Source organism: Acinetobacter sp. YH12151 (genome assembly GCF_013418355.1).
GTDB classification, from domain to species: domain Bacteria; phylum Pseudomonadota; class Gammaproteobacteria; order Pseudomonadales; family Moraxellaceae; genus Acinetobacter; species Acinetobacter pseudolwoffii.
In genome coordinates this window covers 17,322-42,766 of record NZ_VPCG01000022.1, presented here as the reverse complement: position 1 = coordinate 42,766, position 25,445 = coordinate 17,322, and the positions used below count along the sequence as shown (strand labels likewise).

Sequence of the window (25,445 nt, the reverse complement as noted above, 5' to 3'; positions counted from 1 at the left end):
GCAATTGGGCAAATTATGACTCAGTTGCAGTATTGGCTTTTTTCGGTGGACGGCCACGTGGACGACGCGGGCGAGCAGCTTGCTTCTCGGCTTTTTCCGCTTCGCTGGCTTCAGCTTCCTCTACGGTCGCTTCTGCCACATCTTTGCTTTTTGCCACAGGCGCTTCTGTTTCAGCACTTGCTTCAGCTGGAGCAGCTTCTTCGACCTGAACTTCAGCTGGTGCAACTTCAGTGGTCACTTCTACTGGTGCTGCGGTTTCAGTTGCTGGTTCCGTCGGTTGAGTATTTTCCGTCGTTTCAACCACTGCTTCCGATGCTACAGGTGCTTCAGTTACAGCTGCTTCAACAGGTTCAGCTGGTGCTTCTACTGCTACAGGTTCTGGCGCAGCTTCAACTGACGGCGCGGCTTCCACCTTTGCCTGCTGTTTGGCTTGTTGCAAAGCCTGCTCCGCAGCCTGTTTGGCCAAACGGCGACGCTCACGTGGATCGTTGGCAACACGCTTGTCTGAGACCGGTTTTGGTGGGTTCAGGTCCAGGACTGGAGCAGGCTCTGCTTCAACCTTGGCTACCGTTACTTCAACATCACGGGTGACCGGTTTTTTCTCTGCAGCAGCAGGCGCTGCGGCAGCCACCAGACTCGCGTTGTACTCTTTCGTGAACTTTTCTAAAGCACGGTTGAAGGTTGGTAATAAACCAAACTGTTCGATCAGCACTGAGCAGTCTTCACCATAGACATGACGAATCAGGCTACCAATGGTGAACTGGCCCAAAGTTGGCACTTGTGACGGTGTTAACTGCTGAGCTGCAGGTTGTTGCGACTGTGCTGCACGCTGCTGGCGACGACGCTGACGCGGATCGTTGCTGGCCCGGGTTTTTTCAGACGTTGCTTCAGTCGCTACAATTTCTTCCACAGGAGCTGTCAAGGTGGCTTCAACCACATTTTCAGCTGCAGCCGCTTCAACTGGCGCATCTGCCGGTGCAGTGACTTCAACTGCTGGCGTTGCAACTGTAGCATTGTCATTCAATGCCACGATTTCGCTTTTTGCCTGGTCAATATTTACGACCATTGCTGTTGGCATCACATCCGTACGGGGTGCATCGACCAATTCAACACGAAGCTGCTTGTCATTGACGGCCGGCGCTTCAACAACTGCAGGAGCTGCCTGAGGCGCTTGTTCGTTCAGAACACTTGGATCGCGGTGGCGATTTGGGCGTTCCGGACGTTGCTGGTTGCGGCGGTCACGGCGCGGCATTGCCTGTTGTGGCTGTTGTTCATTGTTCTGAACATCATTTTGCTGCGCTGGCTCGTTGTGATGCTGACGGCGAGAATGACGCTTGTTTTCACGTGCTTCATGGCGTTGTTCTTGACGAGACACCTGAACCACTTCTTCATGCACTTGATGTTGCTGAGGTGCAGGAGCTTCAGACTGAACCTGCTCGCGCGGTTCTTTGTGCTTCGGGTTCGGGTTGCGCGGTTTCTTGTTGTGACGTGGTGCCCTTTCTTCACGCTCTGCCGGTTTTTCTGCCGCATCACGTTCCTGTTTTTGTGCAACAGTCGATGGTGCCAGGTAAGCATTATTGTTGCTTGATACAGCAGCAGGTTGTGCTACGTGCTGTGGTGCTGGCTGTGCAACCGGTGCAGCCACCTGACCGAACTGGCCACGACTTACCGCACCGCCATTGATCATTTGTTCAATCGCTGCTGCAGCATTATTGGCAGTACGTGATGGATCAACAGTCGCTGCCTGTTTTTGTACAAACAGGTTTTCTAACCATGCACATGGGCTGCTTGAAGCTACTGGAGCTACTGCCTGTACAGGTGTTTGCTGTGCCACTTGCGGTTGAGCCGGCTGGTTTTGTGGATTGCGGCGTTTATTGTTATTACGGCCGTTGTTTTGTTGCGGCTGTGAAGGCGCTGGTGCTGCGTGTTGCGCATGCTGCTCTTCTTCTAGATGCCATTCAGAAGACTCATAGCCCAATTCTTTTTCACTTGAACGGGTCGCTTCGGTACGTTCATAGCTGGTTGGGGCAAAGCCTTCGGCATTATAGGTAATTTCATAATGCGGTGTTTCTAGATGCGGATGCGGCAATACTGTCACACGTACATTCGAGGTTTGTTCCAGATATACCAGGGTATGACGCTTTTCATTCAACATGAATGCAGCAATTTCGACCGGAACTTCGACCTGAACTTCACCTTGACGTTCACGCAGCGCAATCTCTTCCACTTTACGCATGATTGAAAGTGAAAGTGAACGCAAGTCACGTACCATGCCAGTACCATGACAGCGTGGGCAGACATAGCCAGTCGCTTCTTCAAGAGAAGGACGTAGACGCTGACGGCTCATTTCCATCAGGCCAAAACGTGACAATTGACCGAATTGAATACGGGCACGGTCACTCTGGGTCGCTTCACGAAGTTTCGCTTCCACCATACGCTGGTTGCGATCTTTGGTCATGTCGATAAAGTCGATCACCACCAGGCCGCCGATATCGCGTAAACGGAGTTGACGCGCAATTTCTTCTGCAGCTTCAATATTGGTGTTCAGCGCAGTATCTTCAACATCGCTACCGCGGGTCGATTTTGCTGAGTTGATGTCAATCGACACCAAAGCTTCAGTTTGATCGATGACGATCGAACCGCCAGAAGGGAGTTTTACTTCACGTTCATAGGCAGTCTGAATCTGGCTTTCAATCGCGAAATGAGCAAATAAAGGCTCATTTAAGGTATAGGTTTTCAGTTTGTCGAGTTGACGTGGCATCACTGCTTTTACGAAGTTATAAGCTTCGTTATAGGCTTGCTCAGAGTCAATTAGAATTTCCGCAACATCATCACGCAGGTAGTCACGAATGGCACGTGTCACCACACCCGCTTCCTGATGCACCAACATTGGAGATGGGCCAGAACTTGCTGTTTTCTGGATTTGTGCCCAAAGGTCAAGCAGATGTTGCAGATCAAGTTGCAGCTCTTCTTGTGAACGGCCGATGCCGGCAGTACGCACAATCACGCTCATGCCACGTGGTACGTTAAGCGTCGCCAGCATTTCTTTCAGTTCTTCACGCACAGCACCAGAAATTTGACGGCTGATACCACCACCTTTCGGGTTGTTTGGCATTAAAACCAGGTAACGGCCAGCAAGTGAAATAAACGTAGACAGGGCAGCGCCTTTATTGCCACGCTCTTCTTTTTCCACCTGAACCAAAAGCTCGGTACCTTCCGTAATCAGTTCACGGATATTTGAGGTCTGGCGAGGGTCGGCTTTGTAATATGAGTTTGCAATTTCACGCATCGACAGGAAGCCTTGACGACCTGCACCATATTCGACGAATACAGCTTCTAAAGAAGGCTCAACGCGAGTCACGTGACCTTTATAGATATTGGATTTTTTTTGTTCACGGGTACGATTCTCTAAATCAAAATCGTAAAGACGCTGACCAGTGACAAGTGCAACGCGAATTTCTTCGGCATGTGTTGCATTAATCAACATACGTTTCATGGGTGTAACACCTTATAGTGATACACAGCAAAAAATCGCTATACACGTAGCGAACATCACACATCACGGATCAATGGCTCAAATCTGCAATGAATTTCATTGTGGTCTGAGTCTTTTCTTACCGGCTTCTACTTGTATAGATAGGCTTCGGTTTTGATTCACGTATTGATGATGGCAATACGGCTTCAATCTTTAAACGGATTAAAGTCACCTGAACGCTTCACTGGCGGACGAGCGGTGCATTGGATGTATGTAACTTTCACTGTCACATTGCTCGAAGATCATCCCTTCTTTATAGAAAGTGTCTTGATACGGAATTGTCGTCGTATCTTTACAAACTGTGCAGATCCAATGCATCGACGCTGTAGCCTGAAGTCGTCTTCAGGGTGCGACTAATCTGATGTGTATCAGTTTACGTTTAAAAACCAACGAAAGTTGGCGACATATTTTTTAAGACAAACTGATTTATGTACCTGAGGTACAATTAAACGCAACAGTTTGCTTTGTTTGCCGATATAATAAGCCTTCGGCGTCGGCATAATTCTTTGGGGACCTTCCCGTATCATGTGAGTCTTTAATTGAACAATCAAGTTCAGAAAAATCTGAAATGATTCAACTTTTACCCACAAACGATGGTTTCCGTGCGCTGACTATATCAAACCTTGCATCATCTGCCTATGGGCTAAGCTTATGTTTCTTGTGTAAAGCATAACCTAAGTGATCAGTTTTTAATCAATTTTAGTATTTTTTGGGTCATAGTAACTGTATGAATTCTACGCAACAATGGCAAAACGTCACTTGGTTTGAAGTGGATGAACATCAAGATGGACAACGCATCGATAATTTCCTGTTTAGTCGTTTGAAAGGTGTGCCAAAAAGCCGTATCTATCGCCTGATTCGTGAAGGCCAGGTGCGCGTCAATAAAAAACGCATCAAGGCGGAAACCAAACTGGCGATTGCTGATCAGATTCGTGTTGCACCGATCCGTTATGAGCAAAAAGATGAATCTGCTGCGCCCATTTCTGACAAGGTTGCCAATGGTTTGTTGGCCCGCGTGATCTATGAAGATGAAGGTCTGATGGTGGTGAATAAACCTTCGGGCATCGCGGTACATGGCGGTAGTGGTGTGGCATATGGTCTGATCGAAGGCTTACGTGCAGCGACTGGGAAAAAATATCTGGAACTGATTCATCGTATTGACCGTGACACGTCTGGTCTGGTGATGATCTCGAAAAAACGTAGCGTACTGAAAAGCTTACAGGACATGCTGCGTGAACATAAAATCAAAAAAACCTATGCCGCCGTGGTAAAAGGGCAGGTCAGTCTGGATAAACAGCTGATTGATGCACCTTTACATCGTTATGAGCTGGCCAATGGTGAACGTCGTGTCTGTGTGTCACCGAAAGAAGGCAAAGAGTCTAAAACCCAGTGGAATGTGCAGGAACGCTTTATGCATGCCACACTGGTATATGCATCTCCGCTTTCTGGTCGAACCCATCAGATTCGTGTTCATGGTTTGAGCATTGGTCATCCGCTAGTAGGCGATGAAAAATATGGTCATGAAACTGGTTATAACGGGCCGAAACCGCGCCGCTTGTGTCTGCATGCCATGCGTCTGGAGATTCCGGGTTATGCCATGATTGAAGCACCTTTGCCGGAAGATATGCAGAGTCTGGTGGCGCAGTTAAGAGCACAGAAAGCGGATAAGCCGACGGCTCAGTAAAGACTTATTTTTTTTCTTTTAATAAATTCAATCCACCCTAACCCTCCTTTGAAAAAGGAGGGAATTCCCCTCTTTCTTAAAGAGGGGCTAGGGGAGATTTTAGGCATTAAACCTCTCTCTAGCCCTCTTCTACAAGGAGAGGGCTAGAGAGAGTTGGTAAAGCTACCTAACCTTGAATCAAATCTAGGAAATCTTTATGAACTCACCTGTAAAATTGGTCATTTTCGATTGGGATGGCACTTTATTTGATTCAGTCGGTCAAATCGTGGCGAGTTTGCAGTTTGCCGCACAGCAGTTTCAGCAGCCGTTAACGGATGCAGATGCGAAAAGTATTATTGGACTGGGTTTACCTGAAGTTGCACAGCGTTTATTCCCGACAGTACCAGAATTACATACGGATATTTTGCAGGCTTATTCCGATCATTATGTTGCCAACTCATCAGGAGATTCCTGGTTTGAAGGGGTGGCGCATATGCTTGCGGATTTGCAGCAACACGGCGTGAAATTGGCTGTGGCGACGGGTAAAAGCCGTAAAGGTCTGGATCGTGTCTTGAAGCAGACCAACAGTGAGCAGCTGTTTGTGACCACGCGTGCTGCCAGTGAAACCCGTTCCAAACCAGATCCACTCATGTTAGAAGAAATACTGGCAGAAACAGGTGTGCAGGCCAAACATGCGCTTATGGTCGGTGACACTTCTTATGATCTGGAAATGGCACAAAATATGGCCATGCCAAGTGTCGGTGTCAGCTATGGCGTGCATGAACCTGAGCTTTTGGCGCAATTCAATCCGGTCTGTATCGTGGATGATGTGACCGCTTTACATGCGGCATTGTTGGCTAAAGTCCAATGGAAACAAGTGATTTAATATATTATCTTGGTTACAGTAAAAAATGGTATTTCCCCGGTTTAAAACTGCCGGGGAGCGCTACAGATTTAAGCATTTGCTCTTATCTTTTAGTCTAAAGTCACAATTATGTTGATTTTATTCGGTCGGATTAGCAGAGTTTTTCTGCTAAATGATGATGTATTTTAAATACTAAGATTTTGTTTTGTCTTGGTTTTTATGGATTTTCTTTATAGATAATAGCTATAGCAAAAAATAAAATAACTATTGGCATAAAAGCCGTATTTTTCCCATTCTAAAACTGTTTATTCCTATGCTCGCTCTGAGAAAGGTAATCCTGACGGATTATCGGCCTGATCATGTCCATATTTTCTGTCCATCTTAGATCTCAGCATAAGCCTAATTTTTGCAGTTTAAGGAAACATTGATGTCGAATTCTGCTGTTGTTGAATCAGTTGCACAAGCCCTTCGTAGCGCTGAATTATCACAAACTGCGATCGCGCCGATTCGCCCAGAACTGGGTGGTGAAAGTGCTGACGTAGATATTGCCTATGCCGTTCAAGAAGTGAATACCGAGCGCGCTTTGTCTGAAGGTCGCCGTCTGGTCGGCCGTAAAATTGGTTTAACCTCTAAAGTGGTTCAAGCGCAACTCGGCGTAGATCAGCCTGACTTCGGCATGTTGTTTGCTGATATGGCCTATGGCGATGGTGAAGTAATTCCTGCAGGTCTGCTGATTCAACCTAAGGTTGAAGCGGAAATCGCATTGGTGATTAACCAGGATTTGACCAAAGAAAAACATACCTATGCTGACATCATCAGTGCCACTGACTATGCCCTGCCTGCAGTTGAAGTGGTCGATAGCCGGATCGAAAACTGGAAAATCAGTTTAATTGATACAGTTGCAGATAACGCATCTTCCGCAGCATTCGTTTTAGGTTCTCAACCTGTAAAACTTGAAAACCTTGATCTGGTGAACTGCAAAATGGTCATGACCCGTGGTGACGAAGTTGTGTCTCAAGGTGTGGGTAAAGCATGTCTGGCCAATCCACTCAATGCTGCAGTTTGGCTGGCAGATGAAATGGTACGCCGTGGTCGTCCATTACTTGCAGGCGACATTATCTTAACAGGTGCCTTAGGGCCTATGGTTGTGGCTCAACCAGGCGATGAATTCAAAGTTGAAATTGAAGGCTTCGGTTCTGTTACAGCTGCATTTGCTGCTGAATAATCGAGATTCCAAGAGAGTACATTCATGAAAAAGATTAAATGTGCAATGATCGGTCCAGGTAATATTGGTACGGATTTGCTTTACAAGTTACAACGCAGCGAATGGTTAGAGCCAGTGTGGATGGTGGGGATTGACCCGACCTCTGAAGGTCTGGCACGTGCTGCAAAAATGGGTTTAAAAACCACCGCTGAAGGTGTGGATGGTCTTCTGCCTCACGTGATTGCAGATGATATTAAAATTGCATTCGATGCAACGTCTGCTTATGTACATGCTGAAAACAGCCGCAAGCTCAATGAACTTGGCGTACTGATGATTGACTTAACGCCTGCTGCGATCGGTCCATTCTGTGTACCACCGGTCAACCTTGAAGCATTGCTTGCGGGTGGCGAAGTACCAAACGTAAACATGGTCACCTGTGGTGGTCAGGCAACGATTCCGATGGTTGCTGCAGTTTCTCGCGTTCAACCGGTTGAATATGGTGAGATCATTGCAACGGTATCGACTAAATCAGTAGGTCCAGGTACACGTAAAAACATTGATGAATTTACCCGTACCACTGCCGGTGCCATTGAGAAAGTGGGCGGCGCGAAACAGGGTAAAGCGATTATCATCATCAACCCGGCTGAGCCACCACTGATGATGCGTGACACAGTTCACTGTCTGGTAGAAGGTGAGCCAGATCAAGCTGCGATCACTGAATCTGTACACGCAATGATTAAAGAAGTTCAAAAATATGTACCGGGTTACAAGCTTGTCAATGGTCCAGTTTTTGATGGCAACCGCGTGTCAATTTACTTAGAAGTTGAAGGGCTTGGTGATTTCCTGCCGAAATATGCGGGTAACCTTGACATCATGACTGCTGCTGCTGCACGTACTGCAGAGATGTTTGCAGAACACGTATTCAATAAAGACGCTTAAGGAGCAACCACATGTCTAAGATTATTGTTCATGATATGACTTTGCGTGATGGTATGCACCCACAGCGCCATCAAACCACTGTTGAGCAAATGATTGCGATTTCAACAGCACTTGATGATGCAGGCGTACCTTTAATTGAAGTCACGCACGGTGACGGCCTTGGCGGTTCATCCGTCAACTACGGTTTTGCTGCTGCGACTGACGAAGAATATTTAACAGCTGTTGTACCACGTATGAAGAATGCAAAAATTTCTGCATTACTTCTACCTGGTATCGGTACGGTTGACCATTTAAAAATGGCGCATGAAATTGGTGTTTCTACTATTCGTGTTGCAACGCACTGTACAGAAGCGGATTGCTCAGAACAGCACATCACTGCTGCGCGTAAGTTAGACATGGACACAGTGGGCTTCCTAATGCTTGCTCACATGGCGACTCCTGAAAAACTGCTTGAAGAAGCAAACAAGATGGTGTCTTACGGTGCAAACTGTATCTATGTCACTGACTCAGCAGGCTATATGCTTCCTCAAGATGTCATCGATCGTGTTGGTCATTTACGTCAACACTTGGACCCAAGCATTGAGCTCGGTTTCCACGGTCACCATAACTTGGGTATGGGTGTATCGAATACGGTTGCTGCGGTACAAGCCGGTGCAGTACGTGTTGACTTGGCATCTGCAGGTTTGGGTGCGGGTGCGGGTAATACACCACTTGAGTTGTTCATTGCGGTTGCAAACCGTATGGGCATGGACACTGGCGTTGACTTGTTCAAAGTACAAGACGTTGCTGAAGATCTGGTCATTCCAATGATGCACAACCCGATCCGTGCCGATCGTGATGCAGCAACTTTGGGTTATGCGGGTGTGTATTCTTCATTCCTGCTGTTTGCTAAACGCGCTGAAGCAAAATATGGCGTTTCTGCACGTGAAATCCTGATGGAGCTTGGTCGTCGTGGTACGGTCGGTGGTCAGGAAGACATGATTGAAGATTTAGCATTAACCATGTCTAAAGCGCGTGAGTTACAAGCTTAACTTTTAATCGCTCAGTATTAAAATAAGTTTGATAAAAAAGCATCCAAATTGGGTGCTTTTTTATTTTAAATGAGACTGATTAATATATTAAAACTCTGGGGTGAGATGTTTTAGTTATAATATTGTAGGGCGATTATTTTGGCTTTATATTTTCCTTAAACATAAAAACGATAAATAAAAAATGGCTGCTGAAAGATTTTAAAAAATTTACTCTTATTAATAGAAGAAACAAAAGTTTGAATTAAATATCTGGTCAATTTTTTATTTTAATTAATCGTTTTAAAATCTAAGCGATTGGTTGCTTGAGGAGAGGTCTGAAATATCGGCCGATGAAAGCAGAAAATCTTAATACTGTGGTCGGATTTTTTATTTAAATCGACTTGCGCATGATGGCGACATAGATTTTATCTGTTAAATGGGGAACTCATGATGCGTCGTCAAAACTTATGGATAGCAATGTTTGCTGCGATAGCAACTTTAGGAACAACAGCTGCTCAAGCTGATTTTATTGACGACAGTAACGTTCAATTAAAATTTAAGAATTTTTATTTAGAACGTAATTATGATAATGAATCTCAAAAAAACTATGGTAACTGGACGCAAGCGGTAACACTAGATGCTAAGTCTGGTTATCACGATATCGGTGGTGGGGTTCAGGTAGGTGCCGATGTATTAGCACAATATGCCGTAGGTTTGAAATCTCCTGATAATGTGAATGATATTCACATGCCATATAGCAACAAAGATCAGAAGACTGAACGTGATAATGCCAAGTTGGGCGTAACCTTAAAAGCAAAAGTTGGTCAAACTGAATTGAAAGTAGGTGACTTACAACCCATGTCACCAGTGGTGTTCTTTGATCCATCTCGTCAATTGCTAACGACCTATAGTGGCGCATGGTTAGAATCTAAAGATATCAAAGACACTAAACTGACCTTGGCTTATATTGATGGTATTAATGCGCGTTATGATAATCAATATCAAAATTTAACGCTGTTCCCGCAAAATGATTTTGCTAAAGCTGAAGCTGCAGGTCTATCCACTGATGATGGTATGTATATCGTAGGAATCGACCATCAATTCACACCTAAATTTACTGGTAGCTATTGGTATGCCGATGTGACCAATATCTATAAACAGCATTATGTAGCTACAGATTATAAAACAACTGTCGGTGAAAAGACTAAGCTCGATGGACACGTTCGTTACTTTGATAACAGTGAATCTGGTGACAAACTTTATGGCAATATCGATAGCCAGGCGGTTTCTGCAGGCCTGAAAGTAAATCAGGGTGCTCATACAGTTCAGTTGGGCTATCAACAAATGTTTGGTGATCATGGTACGAGAGCCACTATGTTCCCGACTCTGGGCGGATGGGTTCCACAACCATATTTAGACAACTGGTCTGTAGCAAGTTTTATTCGTAAAGACGAAAAATCATGGAGTCTCGGTTATACCTATGACTTCTCAGAGCTGGGTGCGAAAGGTTTAACTGCAACTTTACGTCATTTTGAAGGATGGGACGTAGATAATGGTGCTGGCAATGAGCGTGGTAAGGAAGATGAAAACAATGTAATTGTTAATTATGTTGTTCCTGAAGGTAAATTAAAAGGCTTAGGTCTCCAATACATGTTCATCGATACCAACTATGGCAATATTGCAGGTGGCTTTGATTTGCAGGAACATCGTATTGCAACAACTTATACCTATAAATTCTAAAATTGAGAATTTAAAAGAGCGGTATACCAATACCGCTCTTTTTTATGTCATTTTGAAATTTAAAACCTGAATATTTATAAGGAATTATTTTAAAAATAATTATACAAAACAATATCTTAAATTATATATTTTTTATAGTATGCAATCGTAATTTTGTATCAGTTGAGCTGTGCTAAGCGGTTAATATAAAGCTGTAAAAATTCATTTTTTAAAGAGTCAACTTGCCGTCGACCTCTGAATAGATGGACACGCAAGCTAAAGACTGTACGAGGAATCAACATGAGCACTGTTCAAATCCCTGATTATAAAACAGATCCATTCTTTGGCTTAGAAGACAAATGGATTGAAACTGCAGAAGGTGAGTTGACTCACTACCACGAAATTGGTGAAGGTACACCAATTCTATTCCTTCATGGTTCTGGTACTGGTGTATCTGCTGCTGCAAACTGGTGGTTGAACCTGCCTGCAATTGGTGAACAAGCACGTTGTATCGCAATTGACACGATTGGTTATGGTCAAACTGTTGTTGCACCGAATACTGCGTATGGTATCCGTGCCTGGGTTGATCACGCGATCCGTACTCTAGATGCTCTTGGCATTGAAAAAACCTGGTTAGTGGGTAACTCTTTAGGTGGTTGGTTGGCATTCCAATTGGCACTGGATTATCCAGAGCGTGTTTTGGGTATCGTATCTATGGGTACTGGCGGTGCAAAACAAACTGCTGCACTCAAAGCACACGCAAACCCGGTGTTGACTGAAGAAGGCATCAAGAAAACCTTGTCAATGTTTGTGGTAAATAAAGACTTGATCACGGATGAACTGGTAAAAGTTCGCTTTGCTTCTGCTGCAAATGACTATGCATCAAATCGTTTGATGGATGTAGTTGGCGCACGTGACCGTGACCGTTTCGAATTCCCGCTTGATTTCGAAAAAATGAAAGATATTACTGTGCCAGTGTTATTGATTCATGGTACGCAAGACGTGGTCATTCCAGTATCACGTACTTGGGACATCCTGAATGTGGTTCCAAATGCTGATGCGCACATCTTCAGCCAATGTGGTCACTGGTCTCAAGTTGAGAAAGCAGACGAATTCAATACTGTGATCAAAAACTATCTTGCTGTTCACGGCGTAAAATAATTTTACCGTGTTTTAAAAAGGGATGGCTTCGGTCATCCTTTTTTTGTGGGCAAAATATTGAACAGAATGTACTTAAGTGCATATGATTCTCATTTGTACAGGTTGATGTAAAAATCTAATTATTTTTAGCAAGTTATTAAATTTAAGCCGAGAAAAAACTGACTTAACTTTTATTAGACTTAAGTTGTAAATGAAGGGGGGGTTAGGGTGAAAAACAGGCAATATTAGCCCAGATCAGGCGACCAATTAAGGAGCTACAGATTGATCCTTTATCAAAAAATAGAATTTAAAATAAATTTTTTAGCAAAAAATGATAAAACAAAAAAGCACATGCCACTCAAAAGTTGAATGGCATATGCTTGATCGGAGATGGAGCGGGATTAGTCCTGTTCGTCGCGGTTAATATCTAGATAAAACACCCGGGTTAATAGCTCAAGAAATTTGGTTACCGCATAGGATTTGTTGTTTTTGTGGTAACTGACATACAGATCCAGATATGGCAGTTCCACGTCCAGAGGGCGAATTACGGTATTGTCCATGGTTAGTGGTGCAATATAGCCAGGCAAAATGGTACAGCCTAGGCCCATTCCGATCGAGTTGATATTAAATAAAATATTATCGGCCTTTTGCACGATATTGAGTTCAATGCCGTTGGCTTTGGCAAAGTCCAGAATAGCCTGGTTCAGGGTCAAGGACTGCTCTGCTGATGGAATAATAAAATCAATACCATTCAATGCTTTAACAGGAATTCTTTCGTATTTTGCTAAGGGGTGATCTTTAGGCAGGAGAAAAATCAGCGGTTCACGAATCACGAACTGGCTTTCAATTTCATCACTATTGAAGTTATGACGGGTAAAAGTCAGATCCAGATCACCTTTTTTCAACAGACGCATTTGTTCATTATTGTTCAGGCTGAGCAATTCAATTTTTAAATCCGGATTTTGCACACGCAGATTTGGCAAGATATACGGGAAGATTTTCATCTCGGCCACCGGAACAAAACCAATCCGTAGCATTTGCTGCTTGGCTTGTGATACCTGACGTGCCATGGCAACGGCCTTGTCTGCTTGTGCCAGGGTCAGGCGCGCCTGTTCCAGAAATACGGCACCTTCTTCGGTCAGCTCCACTTTACGTTTGGTTCGGTTGAGTAGCTTGACGCCGACATCTTCTTCCAGGTCTTTGATTTGCTGGCTAAGTGAGGGTTGAGCCGTATAAAGTTTAAGTGCTGCCTTACTAAAGTTCAGTTCTTCAGCAACGGTGATAAAGTAGCGAAGGTGTCGTAATTCCATGTCATCAGCCCGAAGAGTAATCCAAAAAATGTCTTACTATAATTTCATAGAAGTATAATCTATAAACAACTATGTCGTGAAGGTTATTTTGATATTTAGAAAGTAAATACTCTTGAGATATTTATTAATGTTTTAATATCAGAACAAGCACGTGGAATAATTGCTTAAAGCTATTAATTGAAACAAAAAAAATATTTCCCCAAAATCAATCCAAAATCCATTATCCATTCGAATTGAGTCTATTTACTTTGTGCCTTGATGGGTCACAGGAGAGCTTTTCATGAGTGGAAAAATTGATGTGCGTGAAATCGACGCTTTAGTCGATGCACAAAATGGGCGTATCACTCCATCTATCTATACAGATCCAGATATTTACGAATTAGAACTTGAACGCGTTTTTGGCCGTACTTGGTTGTTCCTTTGTCATGAAAGCCAGATTCCAAAGGCGGGTGACTTCTTCAATACCTATATGGGTGAAGATCCGATCATCGTGGCACGTCAAAAAGATGGCTCAATCAAAGCATTCTTAAACCAGTGCCGTCACCGCTCTATGCGTGTGAGTTTCGCAGACTGTGGTAATACCCGTGCATTCACTTGCCCATACCACGGCTGGTCTTATGGCATTGACGGTTCTTTAAAAGACATTCCGCTTGAAGAACGTGCTTACCCACAAGGTGCATGTAAAGAGCAATGGGGCTTGGTCGAAGTGAATCGTGTCAAGTCTTACAAAGGTCTGGTATTCGCTTGTTGGGATGAAACCACACCTGATCTTGAAGAATACATGGGCGATATCGCCTGGTATCTAGATGGTGTACTTGACCGTCGTCCAGGTGGTACAGAAATTATCGGTGGTGTACACAAATGGGAAATCGAGTGTAACTGGAAATTTGCAGCGGAACAGTTTGCATCTGACCAATATCATGCCTTGTTCTCTCATGCATCTGCGATCCAAGTCCTTGGCGCAAAACCAGATGATGAAGCATCGAAAAAACTTGGTGCTGCACAAACGGCTCGTCCAGTCTGGGAAACGGCTAAAGATGCACTTCAGTACGGTTCACGTGGTCACGGTTCAGGCTTCTTCTTTACAGAAAAACCAGATGCAAACGTATGGGTCGACGGTGAAGTAGCCAACTACTTCCGCGAAACTTATGAAGAAGTAAAAGAGCGTTTAGGTGAAGTCCGTGCCCTGCGTCTTGCAGGTCATAACACCATGTTCCCGACCTTGTCTTGGTTGAACGGTACGGCAACGCTTCGTGTATGGCACCCACGTGGTCCAAACAAAACTGAAGTATGGGCATTCTGTATTGCGGATGCTGAAGCATCGCAAGAAGTCAAAGAAGCATTTGAACGTTCTGCAACGCGTGCTTTCGGTCCTGCTGGTTTCCTAGAGCAAGATGACTCTGAAAACTGGATCGAAATCCAAAAAGTTTTACGTGGTTATAAAGCCCGTCAAAACAAACTCATTATGGAAATGGGTAAAGGCAACGAGAAAATCCGTGAAGACGGTATTCCGGGGATCACCAACTATATTTTCTCTGAAACTGCAGCACGTGGCATGTACCGCCGCTGGGCAGATTTATTGATCCATGAAAAATGGGAAGACGTTGAAGCAGCAGCTGACGCATACGAGAAGGAGCTTATGAAATGAGTCAAGTGAGTTTAGAACTTCATCATCAAATCAGTCAGTTCCTGTATCGCGAAGCAAAATTGCTGGACGACTGGAAATTCCGCGATTGGTTGGATACCTTGGCTGAAGATATTTCTTATACGCTACGTACCACACCAAACGCGCAAACCCGTGACCGTCGCCGTTCAGTTGAGCCACCGACGACTTGGGTATTCAACGATACCAAAGACCTTTTAGAGCGTCGTGTCGCACGTCTTGAAACCGGTATGGCTTGGGCTGAAGAGCCTCCATCACGTACCACTCACATGGTGAGCAACGTGATCGTAGAGCCAGCTGAAGTTGAAGGCGAATACGACGTATATGTAACCTATTTGCTATATCGTACGCAAAAAGAGAAAGACATTGTCATTTACTGCGGTAAACGCCATGACAAGATCCGTAAAGTTGAAGGCGGCCTCGGCTTCCAGATCTTCAACCGTAAGATCATGCTGGATCAAGCGACCTATAGCTCACATAACCTGAGTGTATTCTTCTAATGAATAAGATTTTTGTTTGCCAAGTTGACGAATTAGACGAAGGCGAAGCGCTAAAAGTAGATTGCGGCGTGAATGGTATTGATGCATTGGCAGTATTCAATAACGGTGGTGAGTTCTTCGCAATGAACGACCGCTGTTCACACGGCAATGCGTCTATGTCTGAAGGTTATCTGGAAGACGACGGTACAGTGGAATGTCCACTTCATGCTGCACGTTTCTGTTTGAAAACAGGTGAGGCACTTTGCTTGCCAGCAACTGATCCAATTCAAACATTCCCGGTAGTGGTTGAAGACGGCGCATTATATGTAGAGATGGCAGGAGAGTAATCATGGGTTGGCTACAAGGCGAAGTTGCACTTATTACCGGTGGTGGTTCAGGCTTAGGCTGGGCGCTAGTGGAACGTTTCCTGGAAGAAGGTGCACAAGTTGCCGTTCTTCAACGTTCAAAAGCAAAAGTGGAAGCATTAAACGAACACTTTGGCGGTAAAGTTCTTGCGATTGAAGGCGATGTAGCCAGCTATGCAGACAACGTTCGTGCAGTGAATGCCACTGTAGAGCGTTTCGGCAAACTCGACTGTTTCGTCGGCAATGCCGGGATCTGGGATCATTATGCCGATATCGTCAATACCTCTGGTGAGCAGCTGGAAAAAGCCTTTGACGAGATTATGGGGATTAATACCAAGTCGCTCATTCTCGGCGCGAAGGCTGCACTGGAGGCATTGATCGCTTCTGAAGGTTCTATCATATTTACTTTGTCTAATTCGGCACTGTACTCCGCTGGCGGAGGCCCTGTATATACTGCATCTAAGCATGCAGGGGTGGGTATTATGAAAGAATTGGCCTATGAGCTTGCGCCTAAAGTACGAGTGAATGCGGTTGCACCGTCAGGTATGAATGTGAATATCAAAGGCGCAGCGTCGCTCGGTCAGGAAAATGTTGGCCTGCTCGATGCACGTGATCCTGAGAAAATTGCACGTGGTATGCCACTGAATTTCTTGCCTGAACCGGAAGATATGACAGGTTCATACGTACTCTTGGCATCTCGTCAAAATAACCGTCCTTTGACTGGCGTTCTGATCAATGCAGAATGCGGTCTGGGGATTCGTGGCTTACGTCAGCCCCGTGCCGGTTTCTTTGACGAATAAAAATCTGCTTTTAAAAATCTCCCCTTCCCCCTCTTTATAAAAGAGGGAGAAAATCTCCCTCCTTTTTAAAGGAAGGATGGGGAGGATTTAAGTCTTCCTTTTTGGAGTCTCTCATGGCCGTTAAACTTATTTGTGCATCGCACAGTCCGTTAATGGAATTTGCTTCACCACAGGAAAAGCGTAAAGAACAAGCTGTTCGAGATGCTTTTGAAAAACTCTCTGCTGAAGTAAAAGCTTACGACCCAACCCTGATTATCACCTTTGGTCCTGACCATTTTAATGGTTTCTTCTATGACCTGATGCCAAGTTTCTGTGTCGGTATTCGTGCCAAAGCTGCGGGTGACTGGGATTATGGTAAAGACAATGATCACATCGATGTACCTGAAGACAAAGCATTAGGTTTGGTTCGACGTGTACTCGATGAAGGTGTCGACGTTGCATATTCTTACCGTATGCAGGCGGATCATGGGGTGACTCAGCCATTGCACTTCCTGTGTGACGGCAAACTCGATCGTTATCCAACGATTCCAATTTTTATTAATGGCGCTGCAGCACCGATGCCAACCCCCAAGCGTACCATTGCTTTGGGCCGTGCTGTAGGTCAGTTTATTAAATCTTTAAACCTTGAAAATGAGCGTGTCCTTGTTTTAGGTACAGGTGGTCTGTCGCATGATCCACCCACACCGCAAATGGGTTCGGTTCCACCACAAGTAGAAGAATTCCTGATTGCAGGTCGTAATCCAACGCCTGAAGCACGTGAAGCACGTCAGGGCAAAGTCATTGCAGTCGGTCAGAAACTGGCAGCAGGCGATACTTCGGTTGCAGTTCCTTTAAATGCTGAATGGGATCGTGCACTGCTTGAAACCTTCAAGAACGCTGATTTTGCGACCTTAGAAGCCATGACAGAAGATGAAATTCGTCGTGACGGCGGTCGTGGTGGTCAGGAAGTCCGTTCCTGGATGGCCGCATTTGCAGCCTTAAGCGAAATGGGCGAATACGACATGACAACACACTGCTATGAAGATATCAGTGAATGGATTGCGGGCTTCGGCATCGTATCTGCAGAGTTAAAAGGTTAATTGACATGAGCAACATCGAAACCATCGTAATTGTAGGGGCTGGCCAGGCAGGTGCAAGCGCGATTTTAGAACTTCGTGGCAACAAGTACGCAGGTAAAATCATTCTGATTGGTGATGAAACGCATCTTCCTTATGAGCGTCCGCCACTGTCGAAAGATGTGATTCTAAAACCTGAGGACACCAAGATTGAAATTCTGTCAGCAGAAAAACTGGCTGATCTTGGCGTGACCACCATTCGTGGCAATGGCGTGACTCAAATCAACGCGACCGCGAAAACGGTTGAACTTCAAAATGGTGATGTTGTTGCTTATGACAAATTGCTTCTCGCAACAGGCGGTGCCGCGCGCCGTCTGCCAAACTTCGATGCGTTAGGCAAACATGTTTATACCTTGCGTAACCTTGAAGACTCACAGGCATTGGTTCCTGTATTGCAAGCAGGTCAACGTATCCTGCTGATCGGTGGCGGTGTGATCGGTCTTGAACTGGCATCCTCTGCGCGTTACAAAGACTGTCAGGTGACTGTGCTTGAGCAGGGACCAATGGTAATGGGGCGTTGTTCACCGCATATTTTAAGTGAATTTCTGCTTGAACAACACCGTCTGGCAGGCGTAGATGTTCGCTTAAATACTCAAGTTGCAGCTTGCCGTTTAGATGGTGAAGAAATTGTGGTGACTTTAGCTGATGGCGAAGAGTTATGTGCTGATGCTGTGGTTTATGGAATCGGAATTGTGCCAAACGCACAGCTTGCCATTGCAGCCGGTTTAGATGCTGATCTTGCGATCAAGGTCAATGAAAACTGCCAGACTTCAAATGCCGATATTTATGCAGCAGGCGATGTCGCGACACAACTTCGTGAAGACGGCGAATTCCGCCGTGTCGAGACTTGGGAAAATGCCAATCTTCAGGCAGGCATTTTTGCGCGTCATGTCATGGGTGTCGAACATCCAAAAGCCAATCCGGCCTGGTTCTGGACCGATCAGCTCAATATCAACTTCCAGTTTGTCGGTGATATGGCTGCGACCCAATGGCTGGTTCGTGGCGACATGGATGCAGCCAAAGGCGCAGACAATTCATTTGTGATGTATGGTGTGACAGATGGTCAAATCGTTGCCGGTATTACCGTCAATGCGGCCAAAGAAATGCGTCATCTGAAAAAAATGATCAGCAAGAATACGGCTTTTGAAGCTGAAAAACATTTGGATCTGGCACAAGACTTACGCAAAATTGCTTAAGTTGTATTGAGATATCTTGGAACAGATCTATGTTTTGCATAGGTCTGTTTTTTATGTTTATCGAATACTCTCTATATGATCACTACCTCAAGTTTCAGTTTTGGTTTGTATTACTTTGCGTAGGTAATGCCTCACTTTTGAGAGGTCAAAAGTGACAAAAATCTTTTTCTAAACTGAGGATATGTCCATATATCCCAGTTTAGCGGCGGCATCCATGCCGCAATCAGTATTGTCGATTGTGGATTTGAACGAGAAGTTAGTTCAATTCTTTCTGATTAACTTTAATTGAGTCTTTTATGAATTCAAATTCATCTCCCATGGTGGTCACGGCAAGCATTTATGCCTTGCTGGTGCTGATCTGGGCGGCAACACCGCTCGCGATTGTCTGGAGCGTGGCCGAGATTCACCCGATGTGGGTGCTCATTATTCGCTATTTCGGTGCTTCAATCATTGCGCTGTTTCTGCTGAAGGTTATGCGTGACCCATTGCCTTTCGACAGCACCTCATTGAAAAGCTATCTGGCAGGCAGTTTGAATTTAATAGGTGCACAGTTATTTATTTATCTGGCTGCCAACTATCTGACCTCAGGTTTGATGGCGCTGATCTTTGGTTTCTCGCCCTTGATTGCCGGTTTAATCGGTCATGTGATTTTAAAGACCCATAAACTGATCTGGCTGCAATGGCTGGGCATGGCGGTGGCTGTCGCGGGATTGTGTTTTGTGTTTGCCGATTCAGCCGACAGCAAGGTCAATCCTTGGGGTGTGGTGCTGATGCTGATCAGTATGGTGTCCTATATCAGCTCGATTTTCTGGGTGAAACAGATTAGTGCACCGTTGAGCCCGATGTCGCAAGCGACAGGTTCATTGCTGGTTTCCGCGGCCGGTTCACTCATTTTAGTGCCGTTTATCTGGCAGCATTTCCCGACACAGATGCCGAGTACCCATGCCATCATTGGCTTCCTGTTCACCATGATTTTGTCATCCATCGTGGCCATGTTGTGTTATTTCTGGCTGATTCGCCGTTTAAATGCCTCGACAGTTTCCTTGAGTAATGTGATGACACCGGTGATCGCTTTGGTATTAGGAGCGACCTTAAACCATGAAATCATCAGCTCTCATGCTTTTGCCGGTATTGCTGTGGTGATGTTCGGGATCGTGATGTACTTTTGGAAAGAGTGGCGCGAGCAGTATTTTTCCAAGCCTTAGAACCATCAAAATTAAAAGGGCGAAAGCCCTTTTTTATTGCCCTAATTTTTTGTAGATTAACCCTGCTGACAGGTTTACTGCCCCTAAGCTTAAATCAAGTTATTTGAAGCGAATACCAAAATGAGCAGGGTGAGGGCTTTGTATCATTTTGTATTTTTAGACAGAAAGGCATGAGCAATTTTTTGCTCGATCATCCAAGGATTCAACCCGTCAAAAGGCCGATGAAATGTACTTTTTTTGCTAAAAATAACAAAAACATACATGATTTTCTGTGACGGATTTCATACTATGTTGGCGTGTGCCTGTTTTTAGTTTGTATGCTAATTAAAAGATACACCGCTTGAACAGTTCAAGAGGTTGCTGTCTTGCATATAGCGAATAATAAATAGTGGATGTTTATGCAAGATCTTCTCAAAACTAAAAAATTCCAGTTAATCACGGAATCCAGTTGGAAACATCTCTGGTCTAAACCAGTATTCGAGTATCTGCATTCAGCGCATTTCGACGGCAAACAGTTTCGTAATCTTGAACATGCGACTTTATCGCGCGGTCGCTTCGATTTATATAAATGGCTCATTACCCGGAAGTCCAAGACCTGGAATGTCAATCTTGACGAGGAACGTGCCGAGTTTTTTTCTCGTCCGCGCACATTGCCACAACAGCGTCCTGAAGCCGCTCTGGATGACTGGCAAGTCTGGTTTATCGGTCATTCCACCACACTGATTCAGATCGGCCCCTATAATTTCCTCACCGATCCGGTCTGGGCAGAATATGCCAGCCCTTCAGCCTCTACCGGCCCACAACGGGTCATTCCGGCAGGTATAGCCCTGGATGAACTGCCGCAGATTGATGCGGTACTACTCAGCCATAATCATTATGATCATATGGATCTGGCCAGTCTGGAATGGCTGCATAACGCTTTTCAGATGCCGATTTATACCGGTCTGGGCAATGCCTGGTATTTGCCAGAACACTATACCGTGCATGAAATGGACTGGTGGGAAAACGCATTTTTTGAAGAGATCCGGATTGTTTATACGCCGGCACAACATGCTTCAGGTCGTGGCATGCGCGATCAGAATTGTGCGCTCTGGGGCGGCTTTTCTCTATTACATGGTAAGGAACATTGTTTCTTTGCCGGAGATAGCGGTTATACTTCGCATTTTAAAGAGATTCGTAAACGTCTGGGTGCACCGCGAATTGCCTTGCTGCCGATTGGCGCTTATGAGCCGCGTGAACTGATGCGCGCCATCCATATGAATCCGGAAGATGCCTTCCATGCCCATCATGACTTGCAGGCCAAATGTTCCCTGGCGATTCATTACCGGACTTTCCAGTTGACGGATGAAGACCGGGATGCACCGGAACACGAATTGCATGAGCTCATCAAGCATTCTTCCAAGCTGATCAATCCATTTTACTGCATACGTGAAGGCAAACGGATTATTGTCTAATGTTGAATAGGCAGAGGGTTAGGTTTAGACCTGTTTAGCAGATCACCGCATCGCGGGTATGGTAGGGTTTAAAGAGGCTTCGCGTCAGGTTCAGATTCCACCATGTTGCACAGATGAGAAGGATAATAGAATGACCAGAACATTAGAGATTACTGAACAGACCACACTGGGCGAGTTGGTCACTTTCTTTCCCGCCATTACCCCGCGACTGAATGCGTTACAGATAGATTACTGCTGTCAGGGCGATCGGAGTTTACAAACCGCGATGCAGGAAACCGGACTTGCTGCCGATTTTTTAAATGAAATCCAGCAGGCCTATCAACAGTATTTAACTCAGGAACAGACCGATGTACCAGTCAGTGAATCATCTGATCAGGAATTAATTGATTTAATTCTCTCTGTTCATCATGTGCCGGAACGAGCGCTCTGGAAAGAGCTGGATGAACTGGTCAATAAAATTTTACTGGTGCACTTTAAGCATGATCCAGAACGTTTATTGGCACTGCATCGTTGTTTTAGCTTGCTTAAAATGGAACTTGAACAGCACTTTGCCAAAGAAGAGAAAATTTTGTTTCCAGCTTTGCGGCTTGAAACAAAGTCTGCAGCAGATTTAGACAAAATTAAAAGTTTAATTGCAGAACTTGAAGATGAGCATGATGCCGCAGGCCAGTTGATTAAACAGATCATTGAACTGACCGGGCATTTTACCCCGCCGGATTATGCCTGCCCAACGGTCAAAGTGGTCTATGCCAAACTGCATGAACTGGTCGATGATGTGTTTTTACACATTGCTAAAGAAAATAGCGTGTTGTTTAAGCGCTATACTAGCTAAATTCTCAAGGCTCTAAACTAAAAAAAGCCCCTATCGAAATAGGGGTATTTTATTGCTTTATATTTTTAGTGAATCTTTAAGGGCAAAGATTACAGCACACCTGGCTGACCCAGTGCAGGATCAGTTGCACGAGCAGCTTGGGCATCAGCAACCGTCATGCCTAATGCAGTAGCAACGCCTTCACCATAAGCTGGGTCACATGCATAACAGTTACGGATATGACGGTACTTAATGAAGTCTAGAGCATCGCCCATCGCACGTGCGGTGTTATCAAACAGGGCCTGTTTTTGCTCAGGGTTCATCAGGTTGAACAATGCGCGTGGCTGGCTGAAATAGTTGCTATCATCTGCACGGTAATCCCAGAAATCTGCATCACCGCGAATTTTCAATGCCGGTTCGCGGTATTGTGGCTGTTCTTGCCATTGGTGGAAGCTGTTTGGCTCATAGTGTGGCAAGCTGCCATAGTTGCCATCCATACGACCTTGGCCATCACGACGGTTTGAGTGCACCGGACAACGTGCTGCGTTCACTGGAATTTGTGAATGATTCACGCCTACACGGTAACGTGCAGCATCGGCATAGTTAACTAAACGCGCTTGTAGCATGCGGTCTGGTGAGTAGCTAATCCCCGGAACAAGGTTACTTGGTGCAAAGGCGGCTTGTTCAACATCCTGGAAGTAGTTTTCTGGGTTGCGGTTCAGTTCAAATTCACCCACTTCAATCAGTGGATATTCACCCTTCGGCCAGACTTTGGTCAGGTCAAATGGATGATATGGTACTTGTTCTGCCTCAAGTTCTGGCATGATTTGTACGAACAGGGTCCATTTCGGGAAGTCCCCACGTTCAATCGCATTGTACAGGTCAGTCTGGCTGCTTTCGCGGTCACGACCAACCAGTTCTGCTGCCTCGGCATCGGTCAGGTTTTGAATGCCTTGTTGCGTGCGGAAATGGAATTTCACCCAGAAACGTTCATTGTTGGCATTGATGAAGCTGTAGGTATGGCTACCAAAACCATGCATGTGACGATAACCGACTGGAATACCACGATCTGACATCACAATGGTGACTTGGTGCAATGCTTCCGGCAGCAATGTCCAGAAATCCCAGTTATTGGTCGCATTACGCAAGTTGGTGCGTGGGTCGCGTTTTACTGCTTTATTCAGGTCAGGGAACTGGCGAGGGTCGCGGAAGAAGAATACTGGTGTGTTGTTACCAACCAAATCCCAGTTACCTTCTTCGGTATAGAATTTCAGGGCAAAACCACGAATATCACGTTCTGCATCGGCAGCACCACGTTCACCGGCAACGGTAGAGAAACGCGCAAACATTTCAGTTTTTTTGCCCACTTCAGAGAAGATTTTAGCGCGGGTATATTGGCTAATGTCATGGGTCACGGTAAATGTACCAAAAGCACCTGAACCTTTGGCATGCATACGGCGCTCAGGAATCACTTCGCGAACAAAGTTAGCCAGTTTTTCATTCAGCCATAAATCCTGAGCAAGTAATGGACCACGTGCACCTGCGGTCATACTGTTCTGGTTGTCGACCACAGGCGCACCCGCTTCAGTGGTCAGGTGGGTAACAGGGCATTTTTTAAAATCTTGGCTCATTTTTCCTCTCCAAGTTTTGAATATCTTGTAGCGTTTATCCAGTATTTATAAAATATTGAGTTATCTGCGAAGGGCATCAGGTTTTACTCTATTTTCAATATCTTGATATAAATACTGTTAGCGCACAAAGTGGAATTCACAGGATATAATTGAGTGATGTCACTCAAAAAATATTTTTAAAGTTAATAAAGTCTAAAATATTTAAAATTAAATGGTTACTTTTTAAAAGTAGCCGGTTTTCTACTCTTTGACAATATCAAATTCTCTATATTTTGGATAACTCAAATAATGAATCGGATTAAACGAAAATAACAATCTTTAAGTCCCTTATATGTTTTTATCAAAGGATCAAACTAATAGATGAATCGTGCTGTTTAAAATAAATCTTATAACTGATTTATTTTAAATGCTTTTTTTGATTAGGTTTTGTCTGTGTGAAAAACATCATAAAGTGCTGAATGTAATCAGCATGTTTTCCGGCTATAGTGCTCATTTTTGTATACAGAATATCCTGCTTAAATGGTCTTTATTTTTAAAAAAAGCATTGGCAAATATGCTTGAAAATTGTCCAAAATGGCGTATCATTATTTTCCCACTCGCGTGGAAACTCACTAAAATCTAGTTAAAAGGCGAAAGTACAACATGGCCAAGAAGAAAACAGTCGAGCATGTGGTGATCCATAATTTTGTGGCAAAACACATGCATGAAGTCAACAAAAGTCAGGTTTTTGTAGACCGAAAGAAAAATGCAAAACGTGGCTACAACAAGCACAGACAAGGGCGATATTCTATGGAAGATCGCCCTTTTTTAATGGCAGCTTAAGATCTGTAAGGTGGTTGAGGATGACGCGTTGGCTGTTTGGGGTTGGTTCCAAGTGGAGAGAGCGGGGCAACGGGGCGGTTGCTACGATTTTGTGTATTTTGAGTGGAGCGCCGCGATGAATTTGTTGGCTCATCTCGTATAAAATCATTAAATAATTGATTCAGTCTTCCCTGATTTGGCTGTCCATAATGTGCAGGGTGAGGTTCAGTTCTGGCCTGCTGAAAACTGGCAAATTGATCTTTTTGCTGACGATAGAGTTTGGCCGCTATCACAGAGGGATCATTTCGGCCTAAACGCCGTCGCTGGGATGCTGAAATTTCGATGCCCAATAGAGGGGACATTTTAGGCCGATCGGCATAGCCGCTGGCAGGACGTGTATAAGATGAACCGGAATAATCCGCATTTTTCCGGGCCCGCAAGGCAGGTGCAATAATAACAATATAGAACACCGCAATGAGCATGAACAGGATAACCAGAAATTCCATAACCACCTCTACACTCGTCGAGGGACTGGAAAAG

At 44.8% G+C, this 25,445-nt stretch carries 21 protein-coding genes; 17 read left to right on the top strand and 4 right to left on the bottom strand.

The annotated features are described in order from the left end of the window. Nucleotides 1-13: 13 nt before the first annotated feature. Nucleotides 14-3,496, bottom strand: a complete 3,483-nt coding sequence (locus FTU82_RS09680) for an Rne/Rng family ribonuclease (protein ID WP_180101297.1) — start codon at nt 3,494-3,496, stop codon at nt 14-16. Between the two features lie 766 nt (nt 3,497-4,262). Between FTU82_RS09680 and FTU82_RS09675 the strand changes: the two genes are divergently transcribed. The 7 genes from FTU82_RS09675 to FTU82_RS09645 all read left to right on the top strand — a co-directional run bounded on the left by FTU82_RS09675 (nt 4,263) and on the right by FTU82_RS09645 (nt 12,096). Further along, entirely contained in the window at nt 4,263-5,219 is a 957-nt protein-coding gene (locus FTU82_RS09675) for an RluA family pseudouridine synthase (RefSeq protein WP_180101296.1), read from the top strand. Between the two features lie 196 nt (nt 5,220-5,415). Continuing rightward, nucleotides 5,416-6,084, top strand: a complete 669-nt coding sequence (locus FTU82_RS09670; protein ID WP_180096724.1) for an HAD-IA family hydrolase — start codon at nt 5,416-5,418, stop codon at nt 6,082-6,084. Between the two features lie 406 nt (nt 6,085-6,490). Beyond that, on the top strand, nt 6,491-7,288 hold the full coding sequence (locus FTU82_RS09665) for a 2-keto-4-pentenoate hydratase (RefSeq protein ID WP_005172886.1): 798 nt from the start codon (nt 6,491-6,493) through the stop codon (nt 7,286-7,288). 24 nt (nt 7,289-7,312) lie between these two features. Continuing rightward, entirely contained in the window at nt 7,313-8,206 is an 894-nt protein-coding gene (locus FTU82_RS09660; protein WP_004278526.1) for an acetaldehyde dehydrogenase (acetylating), read from the top strand. A gap of 11 nt (nt 8,207-8,217) precedes the next feature. Next, a complete protein-coding gene (gene dmpG / locus FTU82_RS09655) occupies nt 8,218-9,237 on the top strand; it encodes a 4-hydroxy-2-oxovalerate aldolase (RefSeq protein ID WP_004278525.1) in 1,020 nt (339 codons plus the stop codon). 429 nt (nt 9,238-9,666) lie between these two features. Then, nucleotides 9,667-10,956: an OprD family outer membrane porin gene (locus tag FTU82_RS09650; RefSeq protein ID WP_180101301.1), complete on the top strand. Its 1,290-nt coding sequence runs from the start codon at nt 9,667-9,669 to the stop codon at nt 10,954-10,956. A gap of 279 nt (nt 10,957-11,235) precedes the next feature. After that, nucleotides 11,236-12,096, top strand: a complete 861-nt coding sequence (locus FTU82_RS09645; protein WP_180101295.1) for an alpha/beta fold hydrolase — start codon at nt 11,236-11,238, stop codon at nt 12,094-12,096. A 380-nt stretch (nt 12,097-12,476) separates the two neighbouring features. On the opposite strand, the gene hcaR is transcribed toward FTU82_RS09645, so the two are convergent. Continuing rightward, a complete protein-coding gene (hcaR, locus tag FTU82_RS09640) occupies nt 12,477-13,385 on the bottom strand; it encodes a DNA-binding transcriptional regulator HcaR (protein WP_180001562.1) in 909 nt (302 codons plus the stop codon). Nucleotides 13,386-13,665: 280 nt separating this feature from the next. Between hcaR and hcaE the strand changes: the two genes are divergently transcribed. The 9 genes from hcaE to FTU82_RS09595 all read left to right on the top strand — a co-directional run bounded on the left by hcaE (nt 13,666) and on the right by FTU82_RS09595 (nt 22,494). Further along, nucleotides 13,666-15,033: a 3-phenylpropionate/cinnamic acid dioxygenase subunit alpha gene (gene hcaE, locus FTU82_RS09635; RefSeq protein ID WP_005095430.1), complete on the top strand. Its 1,368-nt coding sequence runs from the start codon at nt 13,666-13,668 to the stop codon at nt 15,031-15,033. Continuing rightward, nucleotides 15,030-15,548, top strand: coding sequence for a 3-phenylpropionate/cinnamic acid dioxygenase subunit beta (gene hcaF / locus FTU82_RS09630; RefSeq protein WP_005095432.1), 519 nt, complete (start codon nt 15,030-15,032; stop codon nt 15,546-15,548). The genes hcaE and hcaF overlap by 4 nt, the downstream gene beginning before the upstream one ends. Then, the gene (hcaC, locus tag FTU82_RS09625) at nt 15,548-15,874 is read left to right on the top strand and encodes a 3-phenylpropionate/cinnamic acid dioxygenase ferredoxin subunit (RefSeq protein WP_005095433.1); all 327 of its coding nucleotides are present in this window, start codon (nt 15,548-15,550) and stop codon (nt 15,872-15,874) included. The genes hcaF and hcaC overlap by 1 nt, the downstream gene beginning before the upstream one ends. A gap of 2 nt (nt 15,875-15,876) precedes the next feature. Then, nucleotides 15,877-16,692 (top strand): 3-phenylpropionate-dihydrodiol/cinnamic acid-dihydrodiol dehydrogenase, encoded by an 816-nt coding sequence (hcaB, locus tag FTU82_RS09620; protein WP_005172874.1) that lies wholly within the window; start codon nt 15,877-15,879, stop codon nt 16,690-16,692. A gap of 113 nt (nt 16,693-16,805) precedes the next feature. Further along, nucleotides 16,806-17,771 carry a 3-carboxyethylcatechol 2,3-dioxygenase gene (locus FTU82_RS09615; RefSeq protein ID WP_074383973.1) on the top strand — a complete coding sequence of 322 codons (966 nt, stop codon included), beginning with the start codon at nt 16,806-16,808 and terminating at the stop codon, nt 17,769-17,771. A 5-nt stretch (nt 17,772-17,776) separates the two neighbouring features. Continuing rightward, on the top strand, nt 17,777-19,003 hold the full coding sequence (gene hcaD / locus FTU82_RS09610) for a 3-phenylpropionate/cinnamic acid dioxygenase ferredoxin--NAD(+) reductase subunit (RefSeq protein ID WP_180101294.1): 1,227 nt from the start codon (nt 17,777-17,779) through the stop codon (nt 19,001-19,003). Between the two features lie 296 nt (nt 19,004-19,299). After that, the gene (locus tag FTU82_RS09605; RefSeq protein WP_180075934.1) at nt 19,300-20,208 is read left to right on the top strand and encodes a DMT family transporter; all 909 of its coding nucleotides are present in this window, start codon (nt 19,300-19,302) and stop codon (nt 20,206-20,208) included. A gap of 398 nt (nt 20,209-20,606) precedes the next feature. Then, nucleotides 20,607-21,662 carry an MBL fold metallo-hydrolase gene (locus tag FTU82_RS09600; protein WP_180101293.1) on the top strand — a complete coding sequence of 352 codons (1,056 nt, stop codon included), beginning with the start codon at nt 20,607-20,609 and terminating at the stop codon, nt 21,660-21,662. Between the two features lie 130 nt (nt 21,663-21,792). Further along, complete coding sequence (locus FTU82_RS09595; RefSeq protein ID WP_180001567.1) at nt 21,793-22,494, top strand: DUF542 domain-containing protein; 702 nt, start codon at nt 21,793-21,795, stop codon at nt 22,492-22,494. A gap of 89 nt (nt 22,495-22,583) precedes the next feature. Here FTU82_RS09595 and FTU82_RS09590 read toward each other — a convergent pair whose 3' ends face one another. After that, complete coding sequence (locus FTU82_RS09590; protein ID WP_180001568.1) at nt 22,584-24,104, bottom strand: catalase; 1,521 nt, start codon at nt 24,102-24,104, stop codon at nt 22,584-22,586. Nucleotides 24,105-24,746: 642 nt separating this feature from the next. Between FTU82_RS09590 and FTU82_RS09585 the strand changes: the two genes are divergently transcribed. Then, nucleotides 24,747-24,926, top strand: a complete 180-nt coding sequence (locus FTU82_RS09585) for a hypothetical protein (protein ID WP_005095450.1) — start codon at nt 24,747-24,749, stop codon at nt 24,924-24,926. Here the strand turns inward: FTU82_RS09585 and FTU82_RS09580 are convergent. Continuing rightward, entirely contained in the window at nt 24,923-25,411 is a 489-nt protein-coding gene (locus FTU82_RS09580; protein ID WP_180039677.1) for a hypothetical protein, read from the bottom strand. The genes FTU82_RS09585 and FTU82_RS09580 overlap by 4 nt on opposite strands. Between the last annotated feature and the right edge of the window lie 34 nt (nt 25,412-25,445).